16 protein-coding genes and 1 pseudogene are annotated in these 26,150 nt (G+C 71.5%); 12 read left to right on the top strand and 5 right to left on the bottom strand.

The features are described 5' to 3' along the window. Positions 1–52 precede the first annotated feature (52 nt). Entirely contained in the window at positions 53–1,243 is a 1,191-nt protein-coding gene (locus tag FHU36_RS21370; protein ID WP_185085702.1) for a cytochrome P450, read from the bottom strand. A gap of 1,411 nt (positions 1,244–2,654) precedes the next feature. Between FHU36_RS21370 and FHU36_RS46885 the strand changes: the two genes are divergently transcribed. From FHU36_RS46885 to FHU36_RS21350, 5 genes and pseudogenes are all read left to right on the top strand, one after another. Beyond that, on the top strand, positions 2,655–2,990 hold the full coding sequence (locus tag FHU36_RS46885; protein ID WP_376774149.1) for a rhamnogalacturonan lyase family protein: 336 nt from the start codon (positions 2,655–2,657) through the stop codon (positions 2,988–2,990). Next, positions 2,905–3,310, top strand: a pseudogene (locus tag FHU36_RS46880) (rhamnogalacturonan lyase family protein). The gene FHU36_RS46885 and the pseudogene FHU36_RS46880 overlap by 86 nt, the downstream one beginning before the upstream one ends. Continuing rightward, complete coding sequence (locus tag FHU36_RS21360) at positions 3,294–4,211, top strand: ATP-binding cassette domain-containing protein (protein WP_185085700.1); 918 nt, start codon at positions 3,294–3,296, stop codon at positions 4,209–4,211. Before FHU36_RS46880 ends, FHU36_RS21360 begins: the two are co-directional and overlap by 17 nt. Beyond that, positions 4,208–4,945, top strand: a complete 738-nt coding sequence (locus FHU36_RS21355; protein ID WP_185085699.1) for an ABC transporter permease — start codon at positions 4,208–4,210, stop codon at positions 4,943–4,945. The genes FHU36_RS21360 and FHU36_RS21355 overlap by 4 nt, the downstream gene beginning before the upstream one ends. Then, the gene (locus tag FHU36_RS21350) at positions 4,942–5,682 is read left to right on the top strand and encodes an ABC transporter permease (protein WP_185085698.1); all 741 of its coding nucleotides are present in this window, start codon (positions 4,942–4,944) and stop codon (positions 5,680–5,682) included. Before FHU36_RS21355 ends, FHU36_RS21350 begins: the two co-directional genes overlap by 4 nt. On the opposite strand, the gene FHU36_RS21345 is transcribed toward FHU36_RS21350, so the two are convergent. After that, positions 5,675–6,022 (bottom strand): MmcQ/YjbR family DNA-binding protein, encoded by a 348-nt coding sequence (locus tag FHU36_RS21345; RefSeq protein WP_185085697.1) that lies wholly within the window; start codon positions 6,020–6,022, stop codon positions 5,675–5,677. The two genes, FHU36_RS21350 and FHU36_RS21345, sit on opposite strands and share 8 nt — an antisense overlap. Positions 6,023–6,069: 47 nt before the next feature. On the opposite strand from FHU36_RS21345, the gene FHU36_RS21340 reads away from it, so the two are divergent. After that, complete coding sequence (locus tag FHU36_RS21340; RefSeq protein WP_221496501.1) at positions 6,070–7,080, top strand: phosphate acetyl/acyltransferase; 1,011 nt, start codon at positions 6,070–6,072, stop codon at positions 7,078–7,080. Between the two features lie 19 nt (positions 7,081–7,099). On the opposite strand, the gene FHU36_RS21335 is transcribed toward FHU36_RS21340, so the two are convergent. Together FHU36_RS21335 and FHU36_RS21330 are read right to left on the bottom strand one after the other, a co-directional pair. Beyond that, positions 7,100–7,687: an NADPH-dependent FMN reductase gene (locus tag FHU36_RS21335; protein WP_185085695.1), complete on the bottom strand. Its 588-nt coding sequence runs from the start codon at positions 7,685–7,687 to the stop codon at positions 7,100–7,102. Continuing rightward, on the bottom strand, positions 7,684–8,787 hold the full coding sequence (locus FHU36_RS21330) for an LLM class flavin-dependent oxidoreductase (protein ID WP_185085694.1): 1,104 nt from the start codon (positions 8,785–8,787) through the stop codon (positions 7,684–7,686). Before FHU36_RS21330 ends, FHU36_RS21335 begins: the two co-directional genes overlap by 4 nt. A 96-nt stretch (positions 8,788–8,883) precedes the next feature. On the opposite strand from FHU36_RS21330, the gene FHU36_RS21325 reads away from it, so the two are divergent. Together FHU36_RS21325 and FHU36_RS21320 are read left to right on the top strand one after the other, a co-directional pair. Then, positions 8,884–10,089 carry a cytochrome P450 gene (locus FHU36_RS21325; protein WP_221496500.1) on the top strand — a complete coding sequence of 402 codons (1,206 nt, stop codon included), beginning with the start codon at positions 8,884–8,886 and terminating at the stop codon, positions 10,087–10,089. Next, complete coding sequence (locus FHU36_RS21320) at positions 10,089–11,273, top strand: cytochrome P450 (RefSeq protein WP_185085693.1); 1,185 nt, start codon at positions 10,089–10,091, stop codon at positions 11,271–11,273. Before FHU36_RS21325 ends, FHU36_RS21320 begins: the two co-directional genes overlap by 1 nt. Here FHU36_RS21320 and FHU36_RS21315 read toward each other — a convergent pair. Further along, the gene (locus FHU36_RS21315; protein ID WP_185085692.1) at positions 11,260–12,525 is read right to left on the bottom strand and encodes a condensation domain-containing protein; all 1,266 of its coding nucleotides are present in this window, start codon (positions 12,523–12,525) and stop codon (positions 11,260–11,262) included. The two genes, FHU36_RS21320 and FHU36_RS21315, sit on opposite strands and share 14 nt — an antisense overlap. Positions 12,526–12,615: 90 nt before the next feature. Here FHU36_RS21315 and FHU36_RS21310 point away from each other — a divergent pair, with 90 nt between their 5' ends. Genes FHU36_RS21310 through FHU36_RS21295 form a run of 4 tightly spaced genes read left to right on the top strand, consistent with a single transcriptional unit; the run spans position 12,616 to position 26,144 of the window. Then, positions 12,616–13,584 carry a ferritin-like domain-containing protein gene (locus tag FHU36_RS21310; protein WP_185085691.1) on the top strand — a complete coding sequence of 323 codons (969 nt, stop codon included), beginning with the start codon at positions 12,616–12,618 and terminating at the stop codon, positions 13,582–13,584. Beyond that, on the top strand, positions 13,577–19,975 hold the full coding sequence (locus FHU36_RS21305) for a non-ribosomal peptide synthetase (RefSeq protein ID WP_221496499.1): 6,399 nt from the start codon (positions 13,577–13,579) through the stop codon (positions 19,973–19,975). The genes FHU36_RS21310 and FHU36_RS21305 overlap by 8 nt, the downstream gene beginning before the upstream one ends. After that, the gene (locus FHU36_RS21300; protein WP_185085690.1) at positions 19,972–25,065 is read left to right on the top strand and encodes a non-ribosomal peptide synthetase; all 5,094 of its coding nucleotides are present in this window, start codon (positions 19,972–19,974) and stop codon (positions 25,063–25,065) included. The genes FHU36_RS21305 and FHU36_RS21300 overlap by 4 nt, the downstream gene beginning before the upstream one ends. Next, positions 25,065–26,144: a saccharopine dehydrogenase NADP-binding domain-containing protein gene (locus FHU36_RS21295; protein WP_185085689.1), complete on the top strand. Its 1,080-nt coding sequence runs from the start codon at positions 25,065–25,067 to the stop codon at positions 26,142–26,144. Before FHU36_RS21300 ends, FHU36_RS21295 begins: the two co-directional genes overlap by 1 nt. Positions 26,145–26,150 lie beyond the last annotated feature (6 nt).

Raw genomic sequence — 26,150 nt, 5'->3', positions numbered from 1 at the left:
CGGCGGCCGGTGACGCGGCGCAGCAACTTCTTCATGGAGTTCACCTCCTTTCTCAACGAGCGAAGGGGGTCCGGTGCAGTTGGAACGGGGGAGGGGTGATGATGCCCGCCACGTGGGGCTGTCCGCGACCGCCGCGTACTTCAAGACGGGCGCTGTCGGTCACGGCGGCGAGCAGTTCGGAGGCCAGGTTGCGGGCGACGGCGGCGCCGGCGCAGGTGAACGGGCCGCCGCCGAAGGGCAGGTAGGGCCCACGGGGGCCAGGGCCGTCCCACCTGCCGGGCCGGAACCGGGTGGCCTCGGGCCAGTGCCGTTCGTCGCGGTGCAGCAGATAGGCGCAGACCGACACGCTGTCCCCTGGCGCCAGCTGCACGCCGCCGACCTGATGGGCGCGCAGTACGGGGCGGCCCAGCAGCCACGCCACCGGCCACAGCCGCAGCGACTCCCGTACGGCCGACTCCGCGGGCACGGCCGCCAGGTCGACGCCGTCGGTCGCGGCTTTCAGCAGCGCCCAGGCGACCACGTGGCCCACCGGCGCCACCGAGGTTCGGAAGAGCAGCAGATATACCTGGGCGAGCTGCGCGGCAGGCGTATCGGGTGGGCCGGCCTCGAGTATGGCGTCCAGCAGGTCGCCCCGCCCGCCGGGCCGCGGGCCGGCCCGGCGGGCGAGTACCTCGCCGGTGAGCGCTCGCACCACGCGTGCCCACAGCGCCCGCCGCATCACGCTCGCCAGCCGGCCGCGGGGACGGATCAGGACATCGTTGCGCACCACCTGCTCCATCAGCTCCCGCAAGAGCGGCGGGCTGTCCGGCCGCAGCAGCGCCTCGGCCAGGAACTGGTACGCGGCGGCCCGCCCGGCCGAAGGCCATTCGCTGACCTCTCCCAGCTCCGCCACCACGGCGGGCAGCCGCTCCCGATGCGCTGCCAGATGGGCGCGTAACGTCACGCGGGCCGCCCGCCCGATCGCGACCTGCGTCTCCCGCGGCTCCAGCCGGCCGCCGCGGACGTGGAAGAAGTCGGACACGTCGTCGTAGTGGCCCTCCTCGTCGTGCAGCACCCGCAAGGCCTCCGCCGGGTCGGCCACGCACAGCGACCCGTCGTCGGGCAGCCGGAACACCGGGCCCCGCTCGCGGGCTGCGTGCTCGACGAACCCCAGCGGATCCCGGCGATACCACCGCGCCGCGCCGTGCGGCCACGGCCGCGTCCCGCCGGGAGCGGCCCGATCCGGTTCTCCGACCGTCGTCATTCCCACCTGCCCCATGCATCCGTGATCTCGGGTGTACGCGCACGCCCGCCGCCTGCCGGTACGCGGTAACGGCGGCAAGGACGACACCAAATCAGGAATAGTGCCGGTTAATAAGTGAACGGTGAGGAGTATCGCCACTGAATTTACAGAATTGGTGGAATTTCGGCAATGAATGCGTTGTGTCGCAATGGCATTGCTGACCGTGTGGAAGATGGCGCTATGTCTCCGAGAAAGCGCCGCCGGGCGCGAAGGTGAAATGGCATTTCACGGGGGCGCCGCCGTATCACCGCGCCCGGAGTCCGCGACGCCGCGCCGGGATCGCGGCCCCGCTCGTCCCCGAAGAGGCGAGCGGGGGCTTCGTCGTGTTTCTCCGCCCGGCCCCAGGCCCAGGCCAGGTTCCGCCCCGCTCAACGCACCCGTCACCGAACCGACGCCAAGATCAGCCCACTACGCGTATCACCGGAATACGGCAGAAACGGCCGCAAGACCGCGAAGCCACAGAATCCGATTGCGGCGGGACTGATGCGCCTGGTGGGGTACCTGCATGGACGGTGCTACTGAGCAGGTACAACGCGCGAGGACAGGAGAAGATAGTACGATCACGCGGCAGCCGGCTCCATGGCACAAGCTGGCGGTGCTTGGGGCCCTGATGCTGGCCACTCTAACCTTCAACACCGCGGAGAACCTGCCGGTCGGCCTTTTGGAGCTCATCTCCGATGACCTACGGGTGTCCCTGTCAGCGGTTGGCTGCTGGTTACTGGTTACGGCGTGACGGTGGCCATCGCTGGGCGAGGTGCAGGTACCGGACCGTGCCGGACTTGTTCTCCCGCTTTGTCGTCTTCACGTAAACGGCTCTAGATCATACGAGATACGGCCAGTTCGGTGCAGGCGAATCGAGATAATCGCGTCTCTAGGGACTTCCGAGCTTCTCTGCCTCTTTCAGCCCGATGGCCTGCGCCTTCAGCTCCGCAGTACCTCTAGAACCCGCGAATTATGTCGAACCCGGGTTGCGAGAATGGCATGGGTTGCGCGGGCGAATGGTGATCACATGTTGAACCTGGCGTCCCGAGGTCAAGGGATCCGTCACATGCCGATCTACGGTCGGCCGAACCCGGCGTGGCTGGAGCGCGAGCGGTCCATCCAGGCCGAGACCCGCAAAGAAGCACTCCGCCTCAAGCAACGCTAGACAGCTGACATCCGGCCCGCCTGCGGCGGGGCGGCCAGCCCGCGGCAGGGCAGCCGGCGGCAGGGCGGCCGGCGGCCGCGGCGTGGGTGGAGCACGGATCGTCGGCAGGGTCCACCCCGCGCCGATGGGCGGGGTGGACGATCCCGTACGTCACGGGCGGATCTTCACCTGGCCGGTGAAGGCCTCCTCTACCACCTCTACCGGGACGACAAGCGGATCGCCGTCGTGACCGGTACCGGCCACACCGACGAGATCGTGCCCAGCGACCCGGGCGAGGAAGCCTGGGCCTCCAACGGGGCCGGGCTCCGGACCGCCACCGGCCGCCTCATCTCGACGAAGACCCCGGCGATCGGCGACGCCATCTGGTGGGACGGCGACCTGTCCAGGGAGATCCTGGACCACGACTACTGCCGACAAGCTGACCGGCGTGCCGACCATCGGCAAGTGGAACCCGGCCACGCAGAGCACGGTCAACATGCTCACCGCGTCCGGCGCCTCCTCCAACAACACGACCAAGGGCAACCCCTCACTCCAGGCCGACATCCTGGGCGACTGGCGTGAGGAACTGATCGTCCGGACCGAGGACTCCACCACTCTGCGGCTACGGCACGCCGTACGCGACGGACCACCGCTTCCCGACGCTCACACACGACCCGGTCTACCAGGCCGGGATCGTCTGGCAGAACGTCGGCTACAACCAGCCTCCGCACACCGGCTTCTTCCTGTGGACCGGGATGACCACCCCACCGGCGCCGTACCTGACCACCGGCGCGCTGCTCGGCGGGACGCTAGGCGTGGATTCGTGTTTCTTGTTTTCATGCCGGTCGTTGACACGCGCGTGGAAAGCCAAGAAGGTTGATGCTTATGACCGCCATTGTTGAGTTGGATCGTCTCAGCAAGTCGTTCGGTTCCACCACCGCGCTCGACGGGGTGTCGTTCGAGGTCTCTCAGGGCAGCGTGCTCGGCCTGCTGGGGCCGAACGGAGCGGGCAAGACCACCCTGATCAACTGCCTGACCACGCTGATCAGGCCCGATTCGGGGACCGCGCGGATCGCGGGGTTCGACCTGGTGTCGGAGCCGGAGCGGGTCCGGGGGAGCATCGCGGCCACCGGACAGTTCGCCGCCGTCGACGAGTTGCTGACCGCGAGGGAGAATCTCGTTTTCTTCGCCCGCCTGCTCAAGCTCGGCAAGAGCCGGGCACGGGAGCGGGCGGGGCGGCTCATCGAGGAGTTCGGCCTCGGGGAGCAGGCGGACAAACCGGTGCGGACGCTGTCGGGAGGCACGCGCAGACGCCTCGACCTGGCGGTCAGCCTCGTCGTGGAACGGCCGGTGCTCTTCCTGGACGAGCCGACCACCGGCCTCGACCTGCACAGCCGTGACGCGCTCTGGGACAGGGTGCGGGCGCTGCGCGCGGCCGGCGTGACGATCCTGCTCACGACGCAGTACCTGGAGGAAGCCGACGCGCTCGCCGACCGGATCGTGATGATCGACCACAGCCGGGTGATCGCGGAAGGGACACCGGAGGAACTGAAGGACCGGGTGGGCGGAGGCGCGGTCTGCGAGGTGCAGATCGCCGACCCCGACCGGCGGGCCAAGGCGCTGGCCGTGCTCGACGACGCGGCCGAGGTCGACGGGGCGGTGGTGCTCCCGGCCGACGGGATCGGCGTGCTGGCCAGAGTCATCAGGAGCCTCGAGGGGGCCGGGATCGAACCCGACGACCTCACCATGCGCAGACCCACGCTGGACGACGTCTTCAGGGCACTGACGGGGAGGCCGGATTGATTCGCGAGATCGGCGTCATGACCGGCCGCAACCTGCGCATCTCGCTCACCGTGCGGTCGCTGGTCCAGCTCGTCATCACCCCGCTGGTGTTCTTCGCCGGGTTCGGCATCGTGCTCGCCCAGTTGCTGACCTCGCGCGGCGTCCCCTTCGCCCAGTTCCTGCCGCCCGCGATCATCATGATGGCGATGGGGTTCACCACCATCTCCACCGCGTTCTTCATCGCCGCCGACCGGCGCGACGGCATGATCGACCGGTTTCGGACGCTGCCGATCAGCGGCCTGTCGGTGCTCGTCGCGCGGCTGGGCGCGGACGCGGTGCGCTGCCTGGTGCCGATCGCGGTGATCGTCGCGGCGGGGTACGTGGTCGGGTTCCGGTTCGCCGATCCGTTGGGCGCGGCGGCGTTCGTCGTCGTGGCGGTCGCCTTCGCGCTGAGCTTCGCCCTCGGAGCCGCGGTCATCGGGCTGCGCTCCTCCGAGCCCGAGGCCATCGGCTCGATGGTCTTCCTGGTGACGCTGCCGGTGCTGAACCTGTCGACGGTGTTCGCCCCGGCCGGAGTCTTCCCCGGCTGGCTGCAGCCGGTCGTCCACGCCAACCCCTACACCGCCGTCGTCGACGCGCTGCGCGGCCTGGCCGCCGGCCAGGCGGTCGCGTGGGGGCCGCCGCTGGCCTGGATCGCCGGGCTCTGCGCGGTCTTCGGCTGGATCGCCGTACGAGCCTTCAGGAGGTCGGGATGACGGAGGTCGGCGTGCTGGCCGGCAGGACCATGCGGCGCTTCCTGCGCACTCCCCAGCTGGTCATCTCCGGTTTCGCGTTTCCCGTCCTGCTGATGTTCACGATCCTGCCGGTCTACGGCGGACTCGTCGGCGACGGCTACATCCAGCGGTTCGCGCCGCTCATCGTGCTGTCCACGGTGACCTTCGGCATGGCGCCGAGCGCGGTCGGCCTCTTCACCGACCTGCGGGAGGGCATCTTCGACCGGCTGCGGACCATGCCGGTCGGCGCCGCGTCCACACTGGCCGGCCGGCTGCTCGGGGACGTGCTGAGGATGGTCGCGGTGGCGGTGGTGGCCGTCGCCGTCGCCCACGTCCCCGGGTTCCGCTTCTCGGGAGGCGTCCTGGCGGCCCTCGCCTTCTTCGGGCTGATCGCCGCCGTCGGAGCCATGTGCATGGCGATCGCGCTGTTCGCGGCGCTGTCGGCGGCGAGCGTGGAGACGGTGCGTGGGGCCCTCGAACCGCCGACGACGCTGGTGTTCTTCCTGTGCTCGGGTTTCGTCCCGCTGGAGGCCTTCCCCGGCTGGCTCCAGCCCGTGGTGCGGGTGAACCCGCTGTCCACGGCCAGCGAGGCGTTGCGCCGGCTGGCCGGCGGCGAGCCCGCGGGCGCGTACGTGCTCTTCACGCTGGCGTGGGCGGCCGGCGCCGGGGTGATCTTCGGCGTGCTGAGCGTGCGCCGCTACCGCAGGCGAGTCAGCTAGTGCCGCGTTCGTCGAAGACCTTCAGGAGCCGCTTCGGCGCGGTCATGCGCCACGCCTCAGTGATCAGCTCGCGGAGCTCGTCGTCGGCGAGCGCCGCGGTCTTGACCAGCATGTAGGGATATTTCTCGTAATGAGGAGTGACGATGAAGACCTCGGGTCGCTCCCGCGTGAGCGCGTCGCGCTCATCCAGCGCGACCTTCACCACCATGAGCTCGGGATCCTCGTGCTGACGCAGGATCATCTTGCCGCCGACCTTCAGCGACGGGGTGCCCCACGACTCGGACTGCTCGACTCCCGGCAGGTCCTCCGCGAGATCGCGAACTCGGTTGTAATCAAGCATTTCGTCAGCATGACACATCTTGGTTCTGTTGTTCTGGAGGTCGCGGGGTGAAGAGCGGGCGGACGGCCGTGGCCTTGGACGGCATGGGGGGTGACCAGGGGCCGGGCCCCGTCATGGAGGCGGCGCTGGACTTCCCCGACGACGTGGACCTGATGCTGGTGGGGTCCGTACCGGTCCTGCGCGAGCATCTGGGCTCACGCCCCCTGCCGGGCCACATCACGCTGCTGGACGCGCCGGAATCGGTGTCGATGGCCGACGATCCGCTGGCCGTGACGTGGGGCAGGCGCGGGTCGTCGCTGCTCGTCGCGGCGCAGGCGGTGCGGACCGGGCTCGCCGACGCGATGGTCACCCCGGGCAACACCGGCGCGGCGGTGCTGGCCGCCGCGGTACGGCTGCGCCGGGTGCCGGGCGTGCGGAACCCGGCCCTGGCCACGGTGCTGCGCGGTCCGGGTGCCGGCCAGACGGTCCTGCTGGACATCGGGGCGACGGTCGTGGCCCAGCCGGAGTGGCTGGTCGAGTTCGCCGTCATGGGCGTGCAGTACGCCAGGGCCCGGCTGGGTGTCCCGCATCCCCGGGTCGGCCTGCTGTCCAACGGCCACGAGGTGACCAAGGGCGGCCCGGCCCAACGCGACGCCCACCTCATGCTGGCCACGCTGCCCGGCTACGTGGGCCAGATCGAGGCGTATGACGTGCTCAGCGACCGCGTGGACGTGGCCGTCACCGACGGCTTCACCGGCGATGTGATGCTCAAGACCTACGAGCGGACGCTCGATCTGACCGCCCTGGCCGCGGTGAGCGCCGTCCGCTCCTTCTCGGGATCCCTGGCCGACCGGCGCGCCCGGCAAGTGTCCCAGGCGGTGCGCGACGCGCTCGCGGCCGACTCCGGCGGGGTGCTGCTCGGGGTCCGCGGCGTGTGCGTGGTCTGCCACGGGGCGGCCACCGCGCACGACATAGCGGGCGCGGTGCGCCTGGCGGCCGACTGCGTGCGCGCCGACGTGACGGGCGGGGTGACGGCCGCGTTCGCCGTGGCCCGCCGTACGGACCGCATCGCGGGATGACGCGGACGGGCGGACGGGGTCAGAGGGCGAGGACGGCGGACAGGACCGGGGTGGCCGCGGCGCGCCAGCGGGCGACCGCCTCGTCGAGCGCGCCGAAGTCGGCCTCCAGGACGGTGAGCCCCTGCACGGGCACCGTCGCGCCCAGCTCGACCAGCAGCGGCCGCAGGCAGGCGTCCACGGCGAAGGTGTGCGCCGGGCTGGCCGCCGTCATGACCGGCACGCAGACGACACCCGTGAGCGCGCGGCGCGGGAGCCGGTCGAGGAAGAGCTTCAGCAGACCCGAGTAGCTGGCCTTCAGCGTCGGACTGGCCACCAGGAGCAGCCGAGAGGCGCACACGGTGGCGGTCGCCGCGTCCGCGGCCGGCGGGCTCGATTCCCAGCGGGCCAGGTCGGGGCCGATGGCCGAGAGGTCGACGAGGCCGGGCTCGCCGAGCGGGACGCCGCTGTCCAGCAGGTCGCCGTGGAGCATGGCGCCGACTCTAGTGGCGATGTCGAGCGTGCGTGAGCCGCGCCGCGGGTTGCCCACCAGCACGGACACCGGAAGGGCGACAGGCGCGTGGCCCCGGGCGGTCCCGGGCTGCGCCGCGACTTCCACGTGGGACGTCATGAGCCCGCGGACGTCTCTTCGAGTAGGCCGCGCGCCCTCAGGAGCGGCATCACGCCCTCGCCGAACCAGTAGGCCTCCTCCAGGTGCGGCTGGCCGGACAGGATGAGGTGGTCGATGCCGCTCTTGTGGTATTCGGCGATCCGATCGGCCACCTCCTCGTGGCTGCCGACGAGCGCGATCCCCGCGCCGGGGCGGACCAGCCCGTATCCGGCCCACACGTTGGGGTAGATCTCCAGGTCGTCGGTGCGGCCGCCGTGCAGCGCCGAGGCCCGGCGCTGGCCCTCCGACTCGGTGCGGCGGAAGCGCTCCTGCGCCTGGGCGATCAGAGCGGGGTCCATGCCCTCGATCAGCCGGTTCGCGGTCTCCCACGCCTCCTCGGCGGTGTCGCGGGAGATGACGTGGAAGCGCGTGCCGAGCCGCACGTCGCGTCCCGTCGCGTCGCTCTGCCGCCTGAAGTCGGTCATGAGCTCCCCGAGCTGCGGCGGCGGCTCCCCCCAGGCGAGGTAGACGTCGGCGTGCTCGGCGGCGACGCGTCTGGCGGCGGCGGACGAGCCGCCCAGGTGGATCTGCGGCATGGTGGCGGGGCGGGTGAGCAGGCCGGCCTTGAGGCGGTAGTGATCGCCGTCGAAGTCGACGGGCCCGCCCTGCCACAGTCCGCGCAGCACCGTCAGGAACTCGGCCGTCCGCGCGTAGCGGTCGTCATGCGCCAGCCAGTCGCCGTAGCGGCGCTGCTCGTCGGCGTCCCCGCCGGCCACGATGTTGAACACCAGCCGGTCACCGGAGACGCGCTGGAAGGTCGCCGCCATCTGCGCGGTCAGCAGGGGAGACGTGAGCCCGGACCGCAGAGCGATCATGAACTTGACGCGGCGCGTCCTGGCCGCCAGCGCCGCGCTGACCACCCAGGGGTCCTCGCAGAACAGCCCCGTGGGGACCAGCATGCCGGTGAAGCCGAGCGTGTCGGCCGCCTGGGCGACCTGGGCCAGGTAGTCGATGTCGGGTGCGCGGCGGATCGTGCGGGCCCGGCCCTGGTCCGTCGCGGTCTTGCCCACCTCCCTGCCGTCCCCGTGCGAAGGAAGGAACCAGTACAGGTGCAGTGGCATCCGTGGGCACCCTTCATCCGTCGAGAATGCGACCTTCGACAAACACTAGGGTTTTCAGAATACAAGAAGCAATATCCGATGAAGTATTGTGTGCGCATGGCGCGTGTGGGCATGCGGTTGCCGGAGCGCTTCGACGCTCTCGATCCCGCCGTGATTGAGGACCCTTATCCGACCTACGAGAGGCTCCGTGCGCAGGGGCCGCTGTGCCGGATGGGACCGGCCAGCTTCGGCGTCACCCGCTACGCGGACGTGGCCGCGCTGGTGCGCGATCCCCGGCTCGGCAGCGAGTTCCCGCCTCTCTACCACGAGATGTCGGCGGGCGACGGCCCCGCGGCCGCCTTCTTCCAGCGGATCATCCTGTACCGCGACCCTCCGGCGCACACCAGGCTCCGCAGGCTGATGAGCAAGGCGTTCAGCCCCGGCCTGGTGCGCGGTCTGCGCGAGCACATCGGCGACCTGGTGGACGAGCTGCTCGACCCGGCCGCCGAGCGCGGCTGGTTCGACGCCGTGGAGGAGCTGGCCTTCCCGCTTCCGGTGCTGGTGGTGTGCGAGCTGATGGGAATCCCGCGAGCCGACCGCAGCGAGGTGCGGCCGCACGCGCTCAACCTGAGCAAGGCGTTCGCCGCGATGGTCCCGGAGGCCGACCGGGCCGACGCCGACGCCTCGGTGCTCTGGCTCAGGGACTACCTGGCCGAGCTGCTCGCGCAGCGGAGCAAGGCACCGAGCCGTGACCTGCTGTCGCTGCTGCTGGCCGCCCGGGAGGGCGACGACCGGCTGACCGAGGAGGAGATCGTGGACAACGCGGTCTTCTCCTTCTTCGCCGGTTTCGAGACCACGGCCAACCTGCTGGCCAGCGGCTGCGCCGCGCTGCTGGAGCATCCGGGCGAGCTGGCCCGGCTGCGCGCCGATCGCGGGCTGCTGCCGACGGCGGTGGAGGAGTTCCTGCGCTACGACGCGCCGATCCAGGGAACGGCGCGCCTGGTCCGCTCGCCCGTCGAGGTCGGCGACCACACCGTGCGCGCGGGCCGTGTCCTGGTGTTGCTCCTCGGGTCGGCCAACCGGGACGAGCGGCAGTTCGGCGACCCCGGCCGGCTCGACGTCGGGCGCGACCCCAATCCGCACGTCAGCTTCGGCGGCGGGCTGCACCACTGCATGGGCGCGGCACTGGCCAGGGTTGAGGGCGCGGTGGCCTTCGGCAGGCTCCTGGACCGCTTCGGCGCGATCGAGCCCGCCGGTCCCGCGCTCCGCCGTACCAACACCACATTCAGGGCTTATGCCTCCGTCCCCGTGCGAGTCGCCTGATGCGTGCCAAGCTGCTGCCCAAGTTCGACGCCCTCGACCCGGAGGTCCTCGACGATCCCTACCCGACCTACGCGCGGCTGCGCGCCGAGGGGCCGCTGTGCCGGGTCTCGCCGGCCAGCTTCGGCGTGACCCGGCTGGAGCACGTGGCCCCGCTGCTGAGAGACCGGCGGCTCGGCAACGACTTCCCCGAGGACAATCCGGCCTTCGCGGTGGCGGAGGGGGCGGCGGGTCGGGTCTTCCGTCGCATCCTGCCGACGCAGGACGTCGAGGAGCACTCGCGCCTGCACCGGCTGATGGTGGCCGCCTTCAGCCCGCGTACGGCCCGCGGTCACACCGACCGCATCCGCGCCGTCGTCGACGAGTGCCTGGCGCCTGCGCTGGACACGGGCCGCCTCGACGTGCCGGGCGAGCTGGCCTTCCCCGTGGCCGTGACGGTGGTGTGCGAGCTGATGGGGCTGCCCGCCGACGCGCGAGGGGAGATCTGGGCCCGCGCCGGGGCGCTGGCCAAGGCGTTCACGCCGTTCCTGCCCGAGCCGGACCGTCCGGCCGCCGACGAGGCGCTGGCCTGGCTGCGCGGCTACGTCACCGACGTGCTCCACGAGCGCAGGCGCCGTCCCGCCGGTGACCTCGTCTCCCGTATGCTGGGCGAGCTGTCGGACGACGAGATCGTCGACAACCTCGCCTTCCTCTGCTTCACCGGTTTCGAGACCACCATGAACATGGTGTCGACCGGATGCCTGGCCCTGGCCCGGTTCCCCGGGGAGTTCGCCAGGTTACGCGCGGACCGGTCGCTGGTCAGGACGGCGGTGGAGGAGTTCGTCCGGCTGGACGCGCCCATCCAGTACACGGCCAGGGTCACTCGCGAGCCCGTCACGATCGGTGACAAGACCATCAAGGAGGGACGGTCGGTGCTGCTCATGCTCGGCTGCGCCAACCACGACGAGCGGGCCTTCGCCGACCCGGGCAGGCTGGACGTGGGCCGCGACCCCAACCCGCACGTGGGGTTCGGCGGGGGGGTGCGCGGATGTCTCGGCGCCGCGCTGGCCAGGGTCGAGGGTGCCGTCGTGTTCGACGCGCTGCTCGACCGCGTACGCGCCCTGGAGCTCGCCGGGCGGCCCGTGCGCCAGCCCAGTGCCCTGTTCCGCAGCTACGCGAGCATCCCGCTGGTGGTCACGCCTTCGTGAAGGAGCGCAGCAGGTCGCCGTACCCGGCGATGAACTCCCGCGACCACGCGTCGGCGAACCAGTCACGCCGGTAGAACAGGACCGGCCGCAGGCCGGTGCCGAGGGGTGCCACCGCCAGCTCGAAACTGAACCTGCTGCCGATCGCGTCGGGCACGAGCAGCTCGAACTCCAGGCCGCCGGCGTGCCCCTTGTACTGGGGGTCGGTGACGACCTGGAACACGACATCGTCCGCCCGCAGGCCCCCGGTGTCGATCAGGCGGGGCGGGAGCGTCTGGAACGGCTGCTGCTCGTTCGCGAACGCCCCGACCGCGGCGACGTGCGCGGCCTTGATGAGCAGCCGCGGATCGGCGTCGGCCCGGCGGGACCTGAGCATGGCCATGTTGGCCAGGAATCCGACCGTGCCGCGCGACTCGGGCCGGGACCGGTTGGCGAACAGGGAGGCCACGGTGAGGTCCCTGTCGCCGGTCGCCCGGTGCAGCTGAGCGAAGTATCCGGCGAGCAGCACCGAGAAGAGCGTGACGCGCAGGTCGCGGGCGACGTCCTTCAACGCCCGGGTGACGTCGGCCGGCAGCGTGACGGCCGCCACCCCGGTGGGCCCGCTGGCCGCGCTTCCCGCGCCGGGCAGCCTGGGCGGCCTGGCCAGACGCGCGCCGTCGAGCTGGCGCAGCCAGTAGCCGCGCTGGCGGTCGAGGGCGCCGCTGTCGGTCTGGTGCCGCTGCCAGCGGGCGAAGTCCAGATACTGCCACGGCATCTCAGGCAAGACCGACAGGTCACCTCCGTGGGCGTAGAGGGTCTGCAGCTCCTTGAACAGCACGCCTGTCGACCAGGCGTCGGTGACCATGTGGTGCAGGTTCAGGCACAGGACGTGGTCGGTGTCGGAGACCTGCCAGCACGTCACGCGGATCGGGGAGAGGCCCACGTCGATCCGCGTGCGCAGCTCGGCCGCCAGCTGCGCCTCGAGGTCCGCCGGCGCCGGTGGCTGCGGGGCGTCGCGCCAGTCGACGCCGACCGGCTCGGCGGGCAGCACCCGCTGCAGCAGGTCGCGTCCCCGGCCCGCGAAGACCGTACGCAGCGACTCGTGCCTGCGCACGAGCCCGTTGACGGCGGCGCCGAGCGCCGCGCGGTCCAGCCGGCCGCGCAGACGGCACAGCACGGGGCAGTTGAACGTGCCGTACTCCTCCGTCGCCCGGTAGTGCCCCATCATCCACAGCAGCCGCTGGCCGACGGTTGCCGGAGCCTCTCGTACGGTCACGTGCGCATGCTAGGGGATACTCGTATTTCCGGTAAACCCGTGTATCTCGGGTCTTCCCCCACCTTGTATCTGTTCAGTAGTGTTTCTGGTATGGCCGACCTGAGGGTGACCACTCCCGTCGAAGCCCGGCTCAACTGGGACTACGAGCCGCAGTCCGACCGGATCGCTGTCCTGTACGAGCGTGCCAAGCAAGCCCAGTGGAACGCCTCCACCGACATCGACTGGTCGACGGAGGTGGCGTTCGGCTCTCCGCTGCCCGACGACTCCTACTTCGCGATGTCGGCGTTCGCCGCCTCCCCGCTGGCGCGTAGGGGCCGCCCGATGTGGGACACCTTCAGGTGGGAGCTCCAGTCGTGGATGGTGTCGCAGTTCCTCCACGGAGAGCAGGGCGCGCTTGTGGTCGCCGCCCGGCTGGTCGAGGTGATGCCGGACGTCGAGAGCAAGTACTACGCGGCCAGCCAGGCGGCTGACGAGGCAAGGCACGTGGAGGCGTTCTCCCGCTACCTGCGCGAGAAGGTGCCCGAGCCGTACGCCATCAGCTCGCCGCTGCGGGCGCTGCTCACCGACATTCTGTCCGACGAGCGGTGGGACGTCACCGCCCTCGGCATGCAGATCATGGTCGAGGCGCTGGCCATGGCGGCGTTCCGGTTGGCCAACAGCACCTTCAACGACGACCTGATCAAAGAGATCACCCGGCTGGTGGCCAGGGACGAGGCGCGGCACGTCTCCTTCGGCGTGCTCTCCCTGAGCGGGATCTATCCGGAGATGACCCAGGCGGAGCTGGCCGACCGTGAGGACCTGGTCCTGGAGGCGGCCAGCCTCATGCGCCGGCGGTTCCTCCTCGAGGACGTCTGGGACCGCATCGAGGTGCCGACGGCCGAAGGCGTCGACTTCGCCGCCACCCACGAACTGATGATCAAGTACCGGCAGGCGATCTTCGCCAAGGTCATCTCGTCGCTCCAGCACATCGGCCTGCTGACCGGCCGGGTGCGTGACGGGCTGGCCAAGCTCGACCTGCTCGACTTCGGCGTCCACCGTACGAGGAGGGCTGATGTCTGACGAACTGAGCCTGGAGGGGATGCGGTCCGCCATAGCCGCCATGCTGGGCGCGGACACGGTGGCCGACGACGCCGACCTGCTGCGGCTCGGCATGGACTCCATCCAGGTGATCAGGCTGGCCAGCCGGTGGCGGCGGGCCGGAGCCGACGTCACCTTCGCCGAGCTGGTCGAGTACCGCACGCTGGCCGAGTGGTTCGAGCTGGTGTCGTCGAAGGTGGCCTCGAACGTCGCCGGCCCCGTCGTGCCGGCCGAACCTGAGGTGGACGAGTCCCAGCCGTTCGACCTGGCGACGATGCAGCACGCCTACTGGGTCGGCCGCGACCGCGAACAGGTGCTCGGCGGGGTGGGCGCCCAGTTCTACTGCGAGTTCGACGGGACGGGAGTCGACCCCGCGCGGCTGGAGCAGGCGGTCCGTGCCCTGATCGCCAGGCACGGCATGCTGCGCGCCCGCTTCCTCGACGACGGACGCCAGCAGATCATGGACGACAGTCCCTGGCCGGGTGTCACCGTGCACGACCTGCGCGACGACCCCGCGCGGGCCGACCAGGTGCGCGCCGAGCTGTCGCACCGCAAGATGGCGGTGGAGCGCGGCGAAATCCTCGACATCCACCTGTCCCTGCTCCCCGGCGGGCTGACCAGGCTTCACCTGGCGATCGAGATGCTCGTCTCCGACGCGCAGAGCTTCCAGATCCTGCTGGACGACCTGGCGAGGCTCTACCGCGACCCCGGCACACCGCTGCCGCCGCTCGGCTACAGCTTCCCGCGCTACCTGGCCGGCCAGGAGTCGCGTCGGGCGCGCAAGCGCGCCGAGGACCGCGCGTGGTGGATGGAGCGCCTGCCCGACCTGCCCGGCGCTCCGCAACTGCCGCTCGCCACGCCTCCCGAACGGATCGAGCAGCGGCACAACGTACGGCTGTCGCACAGCCTGTCCAGCGAGGAGTGGAAGCGGCTGACGGAGTGCGCCCGCGAGCACTCCGTCCTGCTCTCGATGGTCTTCGTCACCGCCTTCGCCGAGGTCGTCGGCGCGTGGAGCGACAGCCGGCGGTTCCTGCTCAACCTGCCGTTCTACGACCGCGACGAGGTGCACCAGGACGTCAACCGGATCGTCGGCGACTTCACCAACCTCGTCCTGCTGGGCGTCGACGTCTCCGAGCCGCTCCCGTTCATCGAGCGGGTCCGCGACGTGCAGAGCCGTTTCCACCGCGACCTCGCCCACGCCTCGTTCACCGGCGTCGAGGTCATGCGGGAGCTGGCCCGGGCCGACCCCGACGCCGGGCCCGTCGCGCCCGTCGTGTTCACCACCGCGATCAACCTCGGCGAGCTCTTCACCCAGGAGTTCCGCGACAGCTTCGGCACCCCCGGCTACACCATGTCCACCACCCCGCAGGTGTGGTTGGACTGTCAGGTGACTGAGCGTGGTGGTGGGTTGTTCGTGAACTGGGATGCGGTGGAGGAGTTGTTCCCGGCGGGTGTGTTGGATGGGATGTTCGAGGCGTATGTCGGGATCGTGCGCAAGTTGGTGGCGGGTGAGTGGTCGGAGCCGGTCGGGGGGCTGGTTCCGGCGGGTCAGTTGGCGGTGCGTGCGGGGGTGAATGCGACGGCTGGTGCGGTGTCGGGTCGGTTGTTGCATGCGGGGTTCTTCGAGTGGGCGGGGCGGGAGCCTGGGCGGGTGGCGTTGCTGTGGGATGGCGGTTCGCTGTCGTATGGCGAGTTGGCGGGTCGGGCGTTGGCGGTGGCGGGGTGGTTGCGCGGGGGTGGTGTGGCTCCTGGCGGGTTGGTGGGGGTGTCGGTTCGGCGGGGTCCGGATCAGGTGGCGGCTGTGTTGGGGGTGTTGGCGGCGGGGGCGGCGTATGTGCCGGTGGGGGTGGACCAGCCGGAGGTGCGGCGTGAGCGGATCTTCGCTTCGGCGGGTGTGTCGTGTGTGCTGACGGATGAGGTGATGGCCGAGGCGCTGGCGGCTTCGCCGGTTGGCGTTCCCGTGTGGGCTGACGGGCTGGCGTATGTGATTTATACGTCGGGGTCGACGGGGGAGCCGAAGGGTGTGGAGATCACGCATGCGGCGGCGGTGAACACGGTCGAGGACGTGGTGGGGCGGTTCGGGGTGTCGGGTGGGGATCGGGTGCTGGCGGTGTCGGCGCTGGATTTCGATCTGTCGGTGTTCGATGTGTTCGGGTTGTTGTCGGTGGGCGGTTCGCTGGTGCTGATCGGTGAGGAGGATCGGCGGGAGGCGGGTCGGTGGGCGCAGCTGTGTGAGCGGTTCGGGGTGTCGGTGTGGAATTCGGTGCCGGCGTTGCTGGACATGTTGTTGACGGTGGGTGGTGGCGGCGGGTTGCGGTTGGCGTTGGTGTCGGGCGATTGGGTGGGGTTGGATCTGTCTGCTCGGCTGGCTGCGGTGGCTCCGGGGGCTGAGTTGGTGGCGTTGGGTGGGGCGACGGAGGCGGCGATCTGGTCGAACTTCATGCCGGTGCCGGTGCGGGTGCCGCGGGGGTGGGTGTCGGTGCCGTATGGGCGGCCGCTGCGGAATCAGCGGTTCCGGGTGGTGGATGGTCGGGGTCGGGATTGTCCGGATTGGGTGCCGGGTGAGTTGTGGATTGGTGGGGCCGGGGTGGCCTTGGGGTATCGCAATGATCCGGAGCGGACGGCGGCGCAGTTCGTGACGGTGGGTGGGGAGCGCTGGTATCGGACTGGGGATGTGGGCCGGTATTGGCCGGATGGGGTGTTGGAGTTCCTGGGTCGGCGTGATTTCCAGGTGAAGGTGCGGGGGCATCGGATCGAGCTGGGTGAGGTGGAGGCGGTTTTGGAGGCCTGCCCGGGGGTGTCGCGGGCGGTGGCGGCTGCGGTGGAGGCGTCTGGGGGTCGTTCGCGCAGGTTGGCTGCTTTGGTGGTGGGCGGGCAGGCCGAGCGGGTGCGGGAGTTCGCGGCGTCGCGGTTGCCGGGGTACATGGTGCCTGAGCGGGTGGTGGTGGTGGAGGCGTTGCCGTTGAGTGGCAACGGCAAGATCGATCGGGCGGCGGCGTTGCGGTTGCTGGCCGAGGCGGACACGGGCGAGGCCGGTGGTGGTTCGTCGCCGCCGCGCGGGCCGGTGGAGACCGTGCTGGCCGGTTTGTGGGCCGACCTGCTGAGCGTGGCCGTGATCTCCCGGGAGGACAACTTCTTCGCCCTGGGCGGAGACAGCCTCCTCGCCACCAGACTGCTGGCCAAGCTCAGAGCCGCAGGGTACGAGGGCGCCAGCATGCGCTCCCTCTTCGCCAACCCCGTGCTCCAGGACTTCGCCGCCCTCCTCACCGCCGGCACGGCCGAGACCGCCGTCGTGCTCCGGCCCGATCCGGCGCACCGCCACGAGCCGTTCCCGCCGACGGACGTGCAACGCGCCTACTGGGTCGGCCGGACCGACACCTTCACCCTCGGCGGCGTCGGCTCGCACTGGTACTGGGAGGTCGACGGCACCGGCGTCGACCTGCCCGGGCTCGAAACGGCGTGGAACAGGCTCGTCGCCCGGCACGAGATGCTGCGCGCCGTCTTCGACGACGACGGTGACCAGCGCATCCTTCCTGAGGTGCCGCACACCGTCATCCAGGTCACCGACACCGCGGAACAGGACTACGAGCGGGAGCTCGACCGGCTCCGCGAGGACCTCTCCCACCGCATCGCCGACCCCGGCAGGTGGCCGCTGGTCGAGGTGCGCGCCGTACGCTCGGGCGGGCGCACCCGCCTGGCGTTCAGCTTCGACTACATGGTGCTCGACGCACTCAGCATCGTCACCGTCTTCAAGGAGCTGGCCGCCCTCTACCGCGAACCCGAGCTGGAACTGCCCGCCCTCGAGGTCTCCTTCCGCGACTACCTGTGCCAGGCCGTCCCCGGCGAGGCGGAACGGCGGGCGGCGGAGGACTACTGGCGCGAGCGGGCCGCGGCGCTGCCGCCCGCCCCCCGGCTCCCGCTCGCCAAGGACCCCGCGAAAGTCACCTCCCCGCGTTTCACCAGACGTGAGGCCAAGCTGGAGCCGCACGAGTGGGCCGCGCTCGTCGAGCAGGCCAGGGCACACGGGCTCACCCCGGCGGCGGTCCTGGCCACCGCCTACGCCGAGGTTCTCAGCGCGTGGTCGCAGGGCGACGGGCTCACGCTCAACCTGACCCTGTTCGACCGTCGAGAAGTCCACCCCCAGATCAACGAGGTCCTCGGCGACTTCACCTCGTTGCTGCTCGCCGCTTACGAACCGGGGCCCGGCGAGGACTTCGCCGCCGCCGCCCGCCGCTACCAGGAACGCATGTGGGCGGACATGGAGCACCGCGCCGTGTCGGCCATCTGGGTGCTGCGCGAGCGCGCACGCCAGACCGGAGCCGCCGACGTCTCCATGCCGGTCGTCTTCACCAGCGCGCTCGGCCTGCCCGCCGAGTTGGTCGAGCTCGACCTGCCGTTCGGCCGGCCCGGCTGGGGACTCTCCCAGACCCCGCAGGTGTGGTTGGACTGTCAGGTGACTGAGCGTGGTGGTGGGTTGTTCGTGAACTGGGATGCGGTGGAGGAGTTGTTCCCGGCGGGTGTGTTGGATGGGATGTTCGAGGCGTATGTCGGGATCGTGCGCAAGTTGGTGGCGGGTGAGTGGTCGGAGCCGGTCGGGGGGCTGGTTCCGGCGGGTCAGTTGGCGGTGCGTGCGGGGGTGAATGCGACGGCTGGTGCGGTGTCGGGTCGGTTGTTGCATGCGGGGTTCTTCGAGTGGGCGGGGCGGGAGCCTGGGCGGGTGGCGTTGCTGTGGGATGGCGGTTCGCTGTCGTATGGCGAGTTGGCGGGTCGGGCGTTGGCGGTGGCGGGGTGGTTGCGCGGGGGTGGTGTGGCTCCTGGCGGGTTGGTGGGGGTGTCGGTTCGGCGGGGTCCGGATCAGGTGGCGGCTGTGTTGGGGGTGTTGGCGGCGGGGGCGGCGTATGTGCCGGTGGGGGTGGACCAGCCGGAGGTGCGGCGTGAGCGGATCTTCGCTTCGGCGGGTGTGTCGTGTGTGCTGACGGATGAGGTGATGGCCGAGGCGCTGGCGGCTTCGCCGGTTGGCGTTCCCGTGTGGGCTGACGGGCTGGCGTATGTGATTTATACGTCGGGGTCGACGGGGGAGCCGAAGGGTGTGGAGATCACGCATGCGGCGGCGGTGAACACGGTCGAGGACGTGGTGGGGCGGTTCGGGGTGTCGGGTGGGGATCGGGTGCTGGCGGTGTCGGCGCTGGATTTCGATCTGTCGGTGTTCGATGTGTTCGGGTTGTTGTCGGTGGGCGGTTCGCTGGTGCTGATCGGTGAGGAGGATCGGCGGGAGGCGGGTCGGTGGGCGCAGCTGTGTGAGCGGTTCGGGGTGTCGGTGTGGAATTCGGTGCCGGCGTTGCTGGACATGTTGTTGACGGTGGGTGGTGGCGGCGGGTTGCGGTTGGCGTTGGTGTCGGGCGATTGGGTGGGGTTGGATCTGTCTGCTCGGCTGGCTGCGGTGGCTCCGGGGGCTGAGTTGGTGGCGTTGGGTGGGGCGACGGAGGCGGCGATCTGGTCGAACTTCATGCCGGTGCCGGTGCGGGTGCCGCGGGGGTGGGTGTCGGTGCCGTATGGGCGGCCGCTGCGGAATCAGCGGTTCCGGGTGGTGGATGGTCGGGGTCGGGATTGTCCGGATTGGGTGCCGGGTGAGTTGTGGATTGGTGGGGCCGGGGTGGCCTTGGGGTATCGCAATGATCCGGAGCGGACGGCGGCGCAGTTCGTGACGGTGGGTGGGGAGCGCTGGTATCGGACTGGGGATGTGGGCCGGTATTGGCCGGATGGGGTGTTGGAGTTCCTGGGTCGGCGTGATTTCCAGGTGAAGGTGCGGGGGCATCGGATCGAGCTGGGTGAGGTGGAGGCGGTTTTGGAGGCCTGCCCGGGGGTGTCGCGGGCGGTGGCGGCTGCGGTGGAGGCGTCTGGGGGTCGTTCGCGCAGGTTGGCTGCTTTGGTGGTGGGCGGGCAGGCCGAGCGGGTGCGGGAGTTCGCGGCGTCGCGGTTGCCGGGGTACATGGTGCCTGAGCGGGTGGTGGTGGTGGAGGCGTTGCCGTTGAGTGGCAACGGCAAGATCGATCGGGCGGCGGCGTTGCGGTTGCTGGCCGAGGCGGATACGGGCGAGGCCGGTGGTGGTTCGTCGCCGCCGCGCGGGCCGGTGGAGACCGTGCTGGCCGGTTTGTGGGCCGACCTGCTGAGCGTGGCCGTGATCTCCCGGGAGGACAACTTCTTCGCCCTGGGCGGAGACAGCCTCCTCGCCACCAGGCTCGTGGAGGCCGTCCGCCGGGAGTTCGGCGTGGTGATGACCCTGCGGCTCCTGCTCGGCGTGCCGACGCTCGCCGAGCTCGCCGCCCTGATCGAGGCACAGACGGCGGACGCCGTGGAGGAGGGCGAAGTATGAGTGCAGGTCGCCTGGTCGGCGAGCTGGAGAGTGCGGGGGTCACCCTCTGGGAGGACGACGGGCGACTCCGCTTCCGCGCCCCCAAGGGCACGATGACGGAGGAGCGCATCGCCGCCCTGCGCGAGCACCGCGACGAGGTGCTCGCCTACCTGCGCGACACCGCCGAGAACGCGCTCGTCCCGGCGCCCGGCGATCGCTACGAGCCGTTCCCCGTGACCGACGTGCAGTCCGCCTACCTGCTGGGCCGGCGCGACGTCTTCGCCTACGGCGGCGTCGGCTGCCACGGGTACGGCGAGCTCACCTATCCCGAACTCGACCCCGCCAGGCTCGAAGCGGCCTGGCGGCGGCTGATCGAGCGGCACGACATGCTGCGCGCCGTCGTCACCGTGGACGGCGCCCAGCAGGTACGGCCCTCCGTCCCCGACTACCACATCCACGTGGCCGACCTGCGAGGCAGCCCGCCCGAGCAGGTGGCGGCGGCCCTCGGCACCGCCCGGGAGGAGATGGGCCACAAGGTCTACCCGACCGACCAGTGGCCGCTGTTCGAGCTGCGGGTGACCCTCTCCGACCAGGCAGCGACCCTGCACTTCTCCATCGACTTCCTCATCGCCGACTTCGTCAGCCTCGAAGTCCTGCTCGACGAGCTGCACCGGCTCTACGCCGAGCCGAAGCGCCCGCTCCCGCCGCTCGAGGTCACCTACCGGGACTACCGCCTGGCCGAGCAGCGCATGCGCAGCGGTCCCCGCTACGAGCGCGACAAGGCGTACTGGCTGGACCGGATCGACGACCTGCCGGCCGCCCCCGATCTGCCGCTGCTCACCCGGCCGGCCGGGCAGGCCCGCTTCCGCCGCCTGGAGACCAGGCTCGACCCCGCCACGTGGGCCGCGCTGAAGGAACAGGCCGGACGGCACGGCCTCAGCCCCTCCACCGCCGTGCTCGCCGCGTACGCCGAGGTCATCGGCTCCTGGAGCCGCGCCGCCCGGTTCAGCCTCGACATCACCCTGCTCAACCGCCTGCCCGTCCACCCGCAGATCGGCAACCTCGTCGGCGACTTCACCTCGGTGAGCCTGCTCGCCGTGGACAAGGGCGCGGGCACGACCTTCGCCGAGCGCGCCGCCGCCGTACAGGCCCAGCTCTGGCAGGACCTCGACCACCGGCTCTTCACCGGCGTGGAGGTGATGCGCGAGCTCGGCCGCCGGCGCGGCCCGGACGCGGCGCTCATGCCGGTCGTGTTCACCAGCGCGATCGGGCTCGCCGACGAGGAGGAGGGGACGGGCCGGGGCGAGTTCACCCACGGCATCAGCCAGACCCCGCAGGTGTGGATCGACTGCCAGAACATCGAGCGGCGCGGCGGGCTGTCCACGAACTGGGACGTCCGTGAGGGCGTGCTCGCCGACGAGATGGTCGACGACGCCTTCGCCGCCTACGAGGAGCTGCTGCGCCGCCTGGCCGGCGACCCGGGGGCCTGGGCCGAACAGCGGCCCGTCGGCCTGCCGGCCGCCCAGCTCGCCCGCCGCGAGCAGGCCAACGCCACGGCGGGACCGCTGCCCGACAGCCTGCTCCAGGACGGCTTCCTGGAGCAGGCCGCGCGCCACCCCGGCAGGACCGCCGTCATCTCCGGCGACGACGTCCTCACCTACGCGGACCTCGCCGCCCGCTCGGCCACGGTGGCCGCACGGCTGGCCGAGCTCGGCCTGGCGGCGGGCGACCGGGTCGCCGTCGTGATGGACAAGGGCTGGGAACAGGTCGTCGCGGTCATCGCGGTGCTCCGGGCCGGAGGTGTCTACCTGCCGATCGACACCAACCAGCCGCAGGCCCGCCGCGAGCGCATCCTCGCCGACGCGGACGTGCGGCTCACGCTCACCCAGTCGTGGCTCCTGCCCGAACTCGGCGGAGCCAAGGCGCTGGCCGTCGACGAGATCCCGCCCGCCGCCGAGGCGGCCGGCCCACCCCCCACCCGTCCCGACGACCTCGCGTACGTGATCTACACCTCCGGTTCCACCGGATCGCCCAAGGGCGTCATGATCAGTCACCGCGCGGCGCGCAACACGATCGACGACATCAACGCCCGCTTCCAGGTCGGGCCGGACGACCGTGTGCTCGGCCTGGCCGCGCTCGGCTTCGACCTGTCCGTCTACGACCTGTTCGGGTTGCTCGCCGCCGGTGGTGCCCTCGTGCTGCCCGCCCCGGCGCGCCGGGGCGACCCCTCGCACTGGGCGGCGCTCGTCGCCCAGCACGGCGTGACGATCTGGAATTCCGTCCCGGCGCAGCTGCAGATGCTGAGCGACTACCTCGGGCAGGGGCAGCAGGACGCGCTCGGGTCGCTGCGGCTCGCCCTGCTGTCCGGCGACTGGATCCCCGTGGCGCTGCCCGACCAGGTCCGGCAGCAGCTGCCGGGCCTGCGGACGGTCAGCCTCGGCGGCGCGACAGAGGCCGCGATCTGGTCGATCTACCACGACATCGGCGAGGTGCCCGGCGACTGGCGGAGCATCCCGTACGGGCGCCCGCTGACCAACCAGACCTTCCACGTCCTGGACGCCGCGATGCGGCCGTGCCCCGACGGCGTCGCGGGAGAGCTTTACATCGGCGGCGCGGGGCTGGCCGCCGGATACCTCAACGACGAGCAACGCACCGCCGAGCGGTTCGTCCGGCACCCGGAGACCGGCGAACGCCTCTACCGCACCGGCGACCTGGGCAGGTACCTCCCCAACGGGGAGATCGAGTTCCTCGGCCGCGAAGACGCCCAGGTGAAGGTGCGCGGCCACCGGATCGAGCTGGCGGAGGTCGAGACCGTCCTCGCCGAGCACCCGGCCGTGGACGTCGCCGTGTGCGTGGCCGACGGGACGGGGCTGGAGCGCCGCCTGATCGGCTTCGTCGAACCGGCCGGACGCGCCGAGCCGGCCGAGGCGGCGAGCGGCGTGCTCGCGGAGGCGACCCGGTCGGGCGCCGCCGTGCTCGACGGCGTCGACCGCGAGCGCTACCTCGCCTACACCCGGGGGCTGGACGACATCGCCCTCACCACCATGCTCGCCGTCCTGACCGAGTCCGGGCTGTTCGCGCCGGGCAGCGGGCACACCGCGGAGGACGTGGCGGCCGTCGCGGGAGTCGCCGAACGGCACCACCGCCTCGTCCGCCGCTGGCTGCACGCGCTGACCGGCGCCGGCGTGCTCGCCGTGGACGGCGCGGGCGTGCACCGGCTGACCGGCACGGGGACGGCCCGCCTCCACACCGACCTGACCGCGGCCTGGCAGGAGGTGGTCGACCTCGGGACGGACGTGGACGACGTCCGGTTGATCGACTACTTCCGCACCTGCAGCGCCCGCCTCGGCGAACTGGTCAGAGGCGAGGCCGATCCGCTGGAGCTGCTGTTCCCCGAGGGCCGGGTCGACCTGTCGGACGACCTCTACTCCAAGGCGCTGTTCAACCGGTGGGCCAACGCCGTGACGGCGGCGGCCGTGCGGCGGATCGCCGGAGCCCACGACGGTCACGGACCGCTGCGCGTGCTGGAGGTCGGCGCGGGCGCGGGCGGCACCAGCGCGGGCGTGCTGGACGCCCTCACCGCGACGGGCGTGGACGTCGACTACCTCTACACCGACCTGTCGCAGTACTTCCTCAACGCCGCCCAGGACCGGTTCGCCGTTCACGAATGGCTCAGGTTCGGCGTGTTCGACCTAGACCGCGATCACCGGGCCCAGAGCCTGTCCGCGAACTCCTTCGACCTCATCATCGCCGGGGACGTTCTGCACGCCACCACCGACGTGAGCGCGACGCTGACCCGCCTGGCCGAGCTGGCCGCGCCCGGCGGCTGGCTGCTCGTGCAGGAGATGACCCGCGACCACTTCCAGATCATGACCTCGCTGGAACTGATGGTCCGGCTCGACGACACGGGTGACTTCGCCGACCTGCGGCGCGGCGCGCACCAGACGTTCCTGTCAGCCGAGCAGTGGCGCGACCTGCTCAGTCGCGCAGGGGCGCGCGAGGTGTGCGCCACGCACGGCGAGGATCTGCTCGAAGAGGTGGGGATGCGGGTCATGCTGGCCAGGTTCAAGACCGACCGCGCCAGGGTGACACCGGCCGAGCTGGCCCGCTTCGCCGCCCGGCGGCTGCCCGACTACATGGTGCCACCGGTCATCGAGGTGATCGACGCGGTGCCCGTCACCGGGAACGCCAAGGTCGACCGGGCCGGGCTACTGGCCCTGCTCCCCACCAGGGGCGGCGTGGAGGCGACGGCGCCGGACGAGGGCGGCAGCGACCTGGAGCGCAGGCTCGCCGAGATCTGGGCCCAGGTGCTCAAGCTCGACGCGGTCGGCCGGCACCAGAACTTCTACGACCTCGGCGGCGACTCCCTGCTGGCCGCGCAGCTCGCCGGGCGCGTCACCGAGGAGGTCCCCGAGGCCGGCCTGTTCTTCGACGAGCTGCTGCGGCTCATCCTCGAGCAGCCCACCATCGCCGCGGTGGCCGCCGCGCTGTCCGGCGGAACGGGAGGACAGACCGCCACGAGCGGCGGTGCGGCGTCCTCGGTCGTACCGCTCGGCGAGCAGGCGGGGCAGGCCGACGGGCCGGCCCTGATCGTGGTCCACGACGGCCACGGGCCGCTCCCCGCGCCGCCGGCGGACGTCCCCTCGTTCGCCCTGACCGGCGCAGCCGGGCTGGCGGTGGACGAGCTGGAGCCCGAGATACTCGTCGAGCGTCTCGCCGACCGCTACTGCGCCGAGCTCGCCGACCTCGGCCTGGCCGAGGTCCGGATGACCGGCTCCGGCGCCGCCGCCCTGCTCGCCATGGCCGTCGCCAGGCGGCTGGTCGAGATCGGCGTCCATGTCGACCGGCTCACCCTGGTCGGCCCGCTGACCCCCGGAGCCGAGGAGCCGCCCCCAGGCGCCGACGGTCTCCATCGCGCGCTGCTGGCGGCGGGAGACGCCGGCGACGAGCTCTACCTGGGCGACCTGACCCTGGTCGTGCCCGAGGGGACGCCGGTGGACTTCTGGACCGACCGCTGCCTCGGCGAGGTCACCGTCGAGGCAGCCGCCGAGCCCGGCGTCGGGCCCGACGCCGGGCCGGAGGTTGGGCCGGGCGCCGGGGGCAGGTCCTGATGGGTGACCTGACCGGCGGCCTGGTCGGCGTCGTCGGCGGATACGGAGGGGTGGGCGCCGTCGCCGCCGCGAGGCTGTCGGCCTGGGGCGTTGCACCGCTGCGGGTGGGCGGCCGCGACACGCGCCGTACCGCCGAGGCCGCCGCCCGGCTGGGCGCCCATGCCTGCCCGGTGGACGTGTCCAACCCCGAGAGCCTGGCGGCGTTCGTGCGCGGCTGCCGCGTCGTGATCAACTGCGCCGGCCCCGCCGTCGTCGTCGGCGACCTGGTGGCCAGGGCGGCCAGGGATGCGGGCGCCCGCTACGTCGACGCGGCGGGCGACGAGGAGTTCCACCGCCGGCTGGAGGCGCTGGACTGGCCGGGCACGGCTGTGATCTCCGCGGGGATGATGCCCGGGCTGACCGGCCTGCTGCCCCGGCTGCTGATCGACGGCGTCGAACGACCGCTGCGGCTCACCGGCTGGGTGGGCGGACGCGACCGGTTCACCGTGACGGCCGCGCTGGACTACCTGGCCGCCTTCGACCGTTTCGGCGAGACGTTCGCCGCCTGGCGCGGCGGGCGCCGGGTGTCGCGCGCCGCCGCGGTCGACCCCGCCGCCGGGGTGCCGTTCTTCCCCGGCCCGGTGGCGGCCACGCCGTACCTGAGCACCGAGACCGAGGCCCTGGCCCGCGGCCTCGGCGTGGCCGACGTGACCTGGTTCAGCGTCTTCGACGGCGAGCACCTGTGGCAGGCGCTCACCCGGCAGCCGGGAGGAGCGACGGTGGAGGAGCGCGCGGCCCGGCTGTCCAGGGCGGCCGAGCTGGACCTGTTCGGCCACGACCCGTACCAGCTGATCGTGGCCGAGCTGGCCGGGCCGTCCGCGGCCCGCACCCTCGTGGTCAGGGGTGCGGGCGCGAACGAGCTCACCGGCGCCACGGCGGCGATGGCCGCCATGGCCGTGCTGTCCGGCGACGTCCCGGCGGGCGTGCACCACGCGGCGGACGTGCTCGACCCGCGGTGGGCGGCCGGCCTGCTCGCCGGCGTCGAGGTGCTCGATGGGCCCGCCTGGGAGGCCGCCGTCGTGGAGGAGGGAGTCCTGTGAACCGCT

The sequence above is a fragment of the Nonomuraea muscovyensis genome, from assembly GCF_014207745.1.
GTDB lineage: Bacteria > Actinomycetota > Actinomycetes > Streptosporangiales > Streptosporangiaceae > Nonomuraea > Nonomuraea muscovyensis.
This window is presented reverse-complemented; position numbering and strand designations above follow the sequence as displayed.

What these genes read in the sequence shown, in the direction of transcription:
- FHU36_RS21295 (WP_185085689.1), top strand. Translation starts at nt 25,065, where the DNA reads ATGGGTGACCTGACCGGCGGCCTGGTCGGCGTCGTCGGCGGATACGGA.
- FHU36_RS21360 (WP_185085700.1), top strand. Translation starts at nt 3,294, where the DNA reads ATGACCGCCATTGTTGAGTTGGATCGTCTCAGCAAGTCGTTCGGTTCC.
- FHU36_RS21350 (WP_185085698.1), top strand. Translation starts at nt 4,942, where the DNA reads ATGACGGAGGTCGGCGTGCTGGCCGGCAGGACCATGCGGCGCTTCCTG.
- FHU36_RS21320 (WP_185085693.1), top strand. Translation starts at nt 10,089, where the DNA reads ATGCGTGCCAAGCTGCTGCCCAAGTTCGACGCCCTCGACCCGGAGGTC.
- FHU36_RS21305 (WP_221496499.1), top strand. Translation starts at nt 13,577, where the DNA reads ATGTCTGACGAACTGAGCCTGGAGGGGATGCGGTCCGCCATAGCCGCC.
- FHU36_RS21310 (WP_185085691.1), top strand. Translation starts at nt 12,616, where the DNA reads ATGGCCGACCTGAGGGTGACCACTCCCGTCGAAGCCCGGCTCAACTGG.
- FHU36_RS21325 (WP_221496500.1), top strand. Translation starts at nt 8,884, where the DNA reads ATGGCGCGTGTGGGCATGCGGTTGCCGGAGCGCTTCGACGCTCTCGAT.
- FHU36_RS21300 (WP_185085690.1), top strand. Translation starts at nt 19,972, where the DNA reads ATGAGTGCAGGTCGCCTGGTCGGCGAGCTGGAGAGTGCGGGGGTCACC.
- FHU36_RS21330 (WP_185085694.1), bottom strand. Translation starts at nt 8,787, where the DNA reads ATGCCACTGCACCTGTACTGGTTCCTTCCTTCGCACGGGGACGGCAGG.
- FHU36_RS21345 (WP_185085697.1), bottom strand. Translation starts at nt 6,022, where the DNA reads ATGCTTGATTACAACCGAGTTCGCGATCTCGCGGAGGACCTGCCGGGA.
- FHU36_RS21370 (WP_185085702.1), bottom strand. Translation starts at nt 1,243, where the DNA reads ATGACGACGGTCGGAGAACCGGATCGGGCCGCTCCCGGCGGGACGCGG.
- FHU36_RS21335 (WP_185085695.1), bottom strand. Translation starts at nt 7,687, where the DNA reads ATGACGTCCCACGTGGAAGTCGCGGCGCAGCCCGGGACCGCCCGGGGC.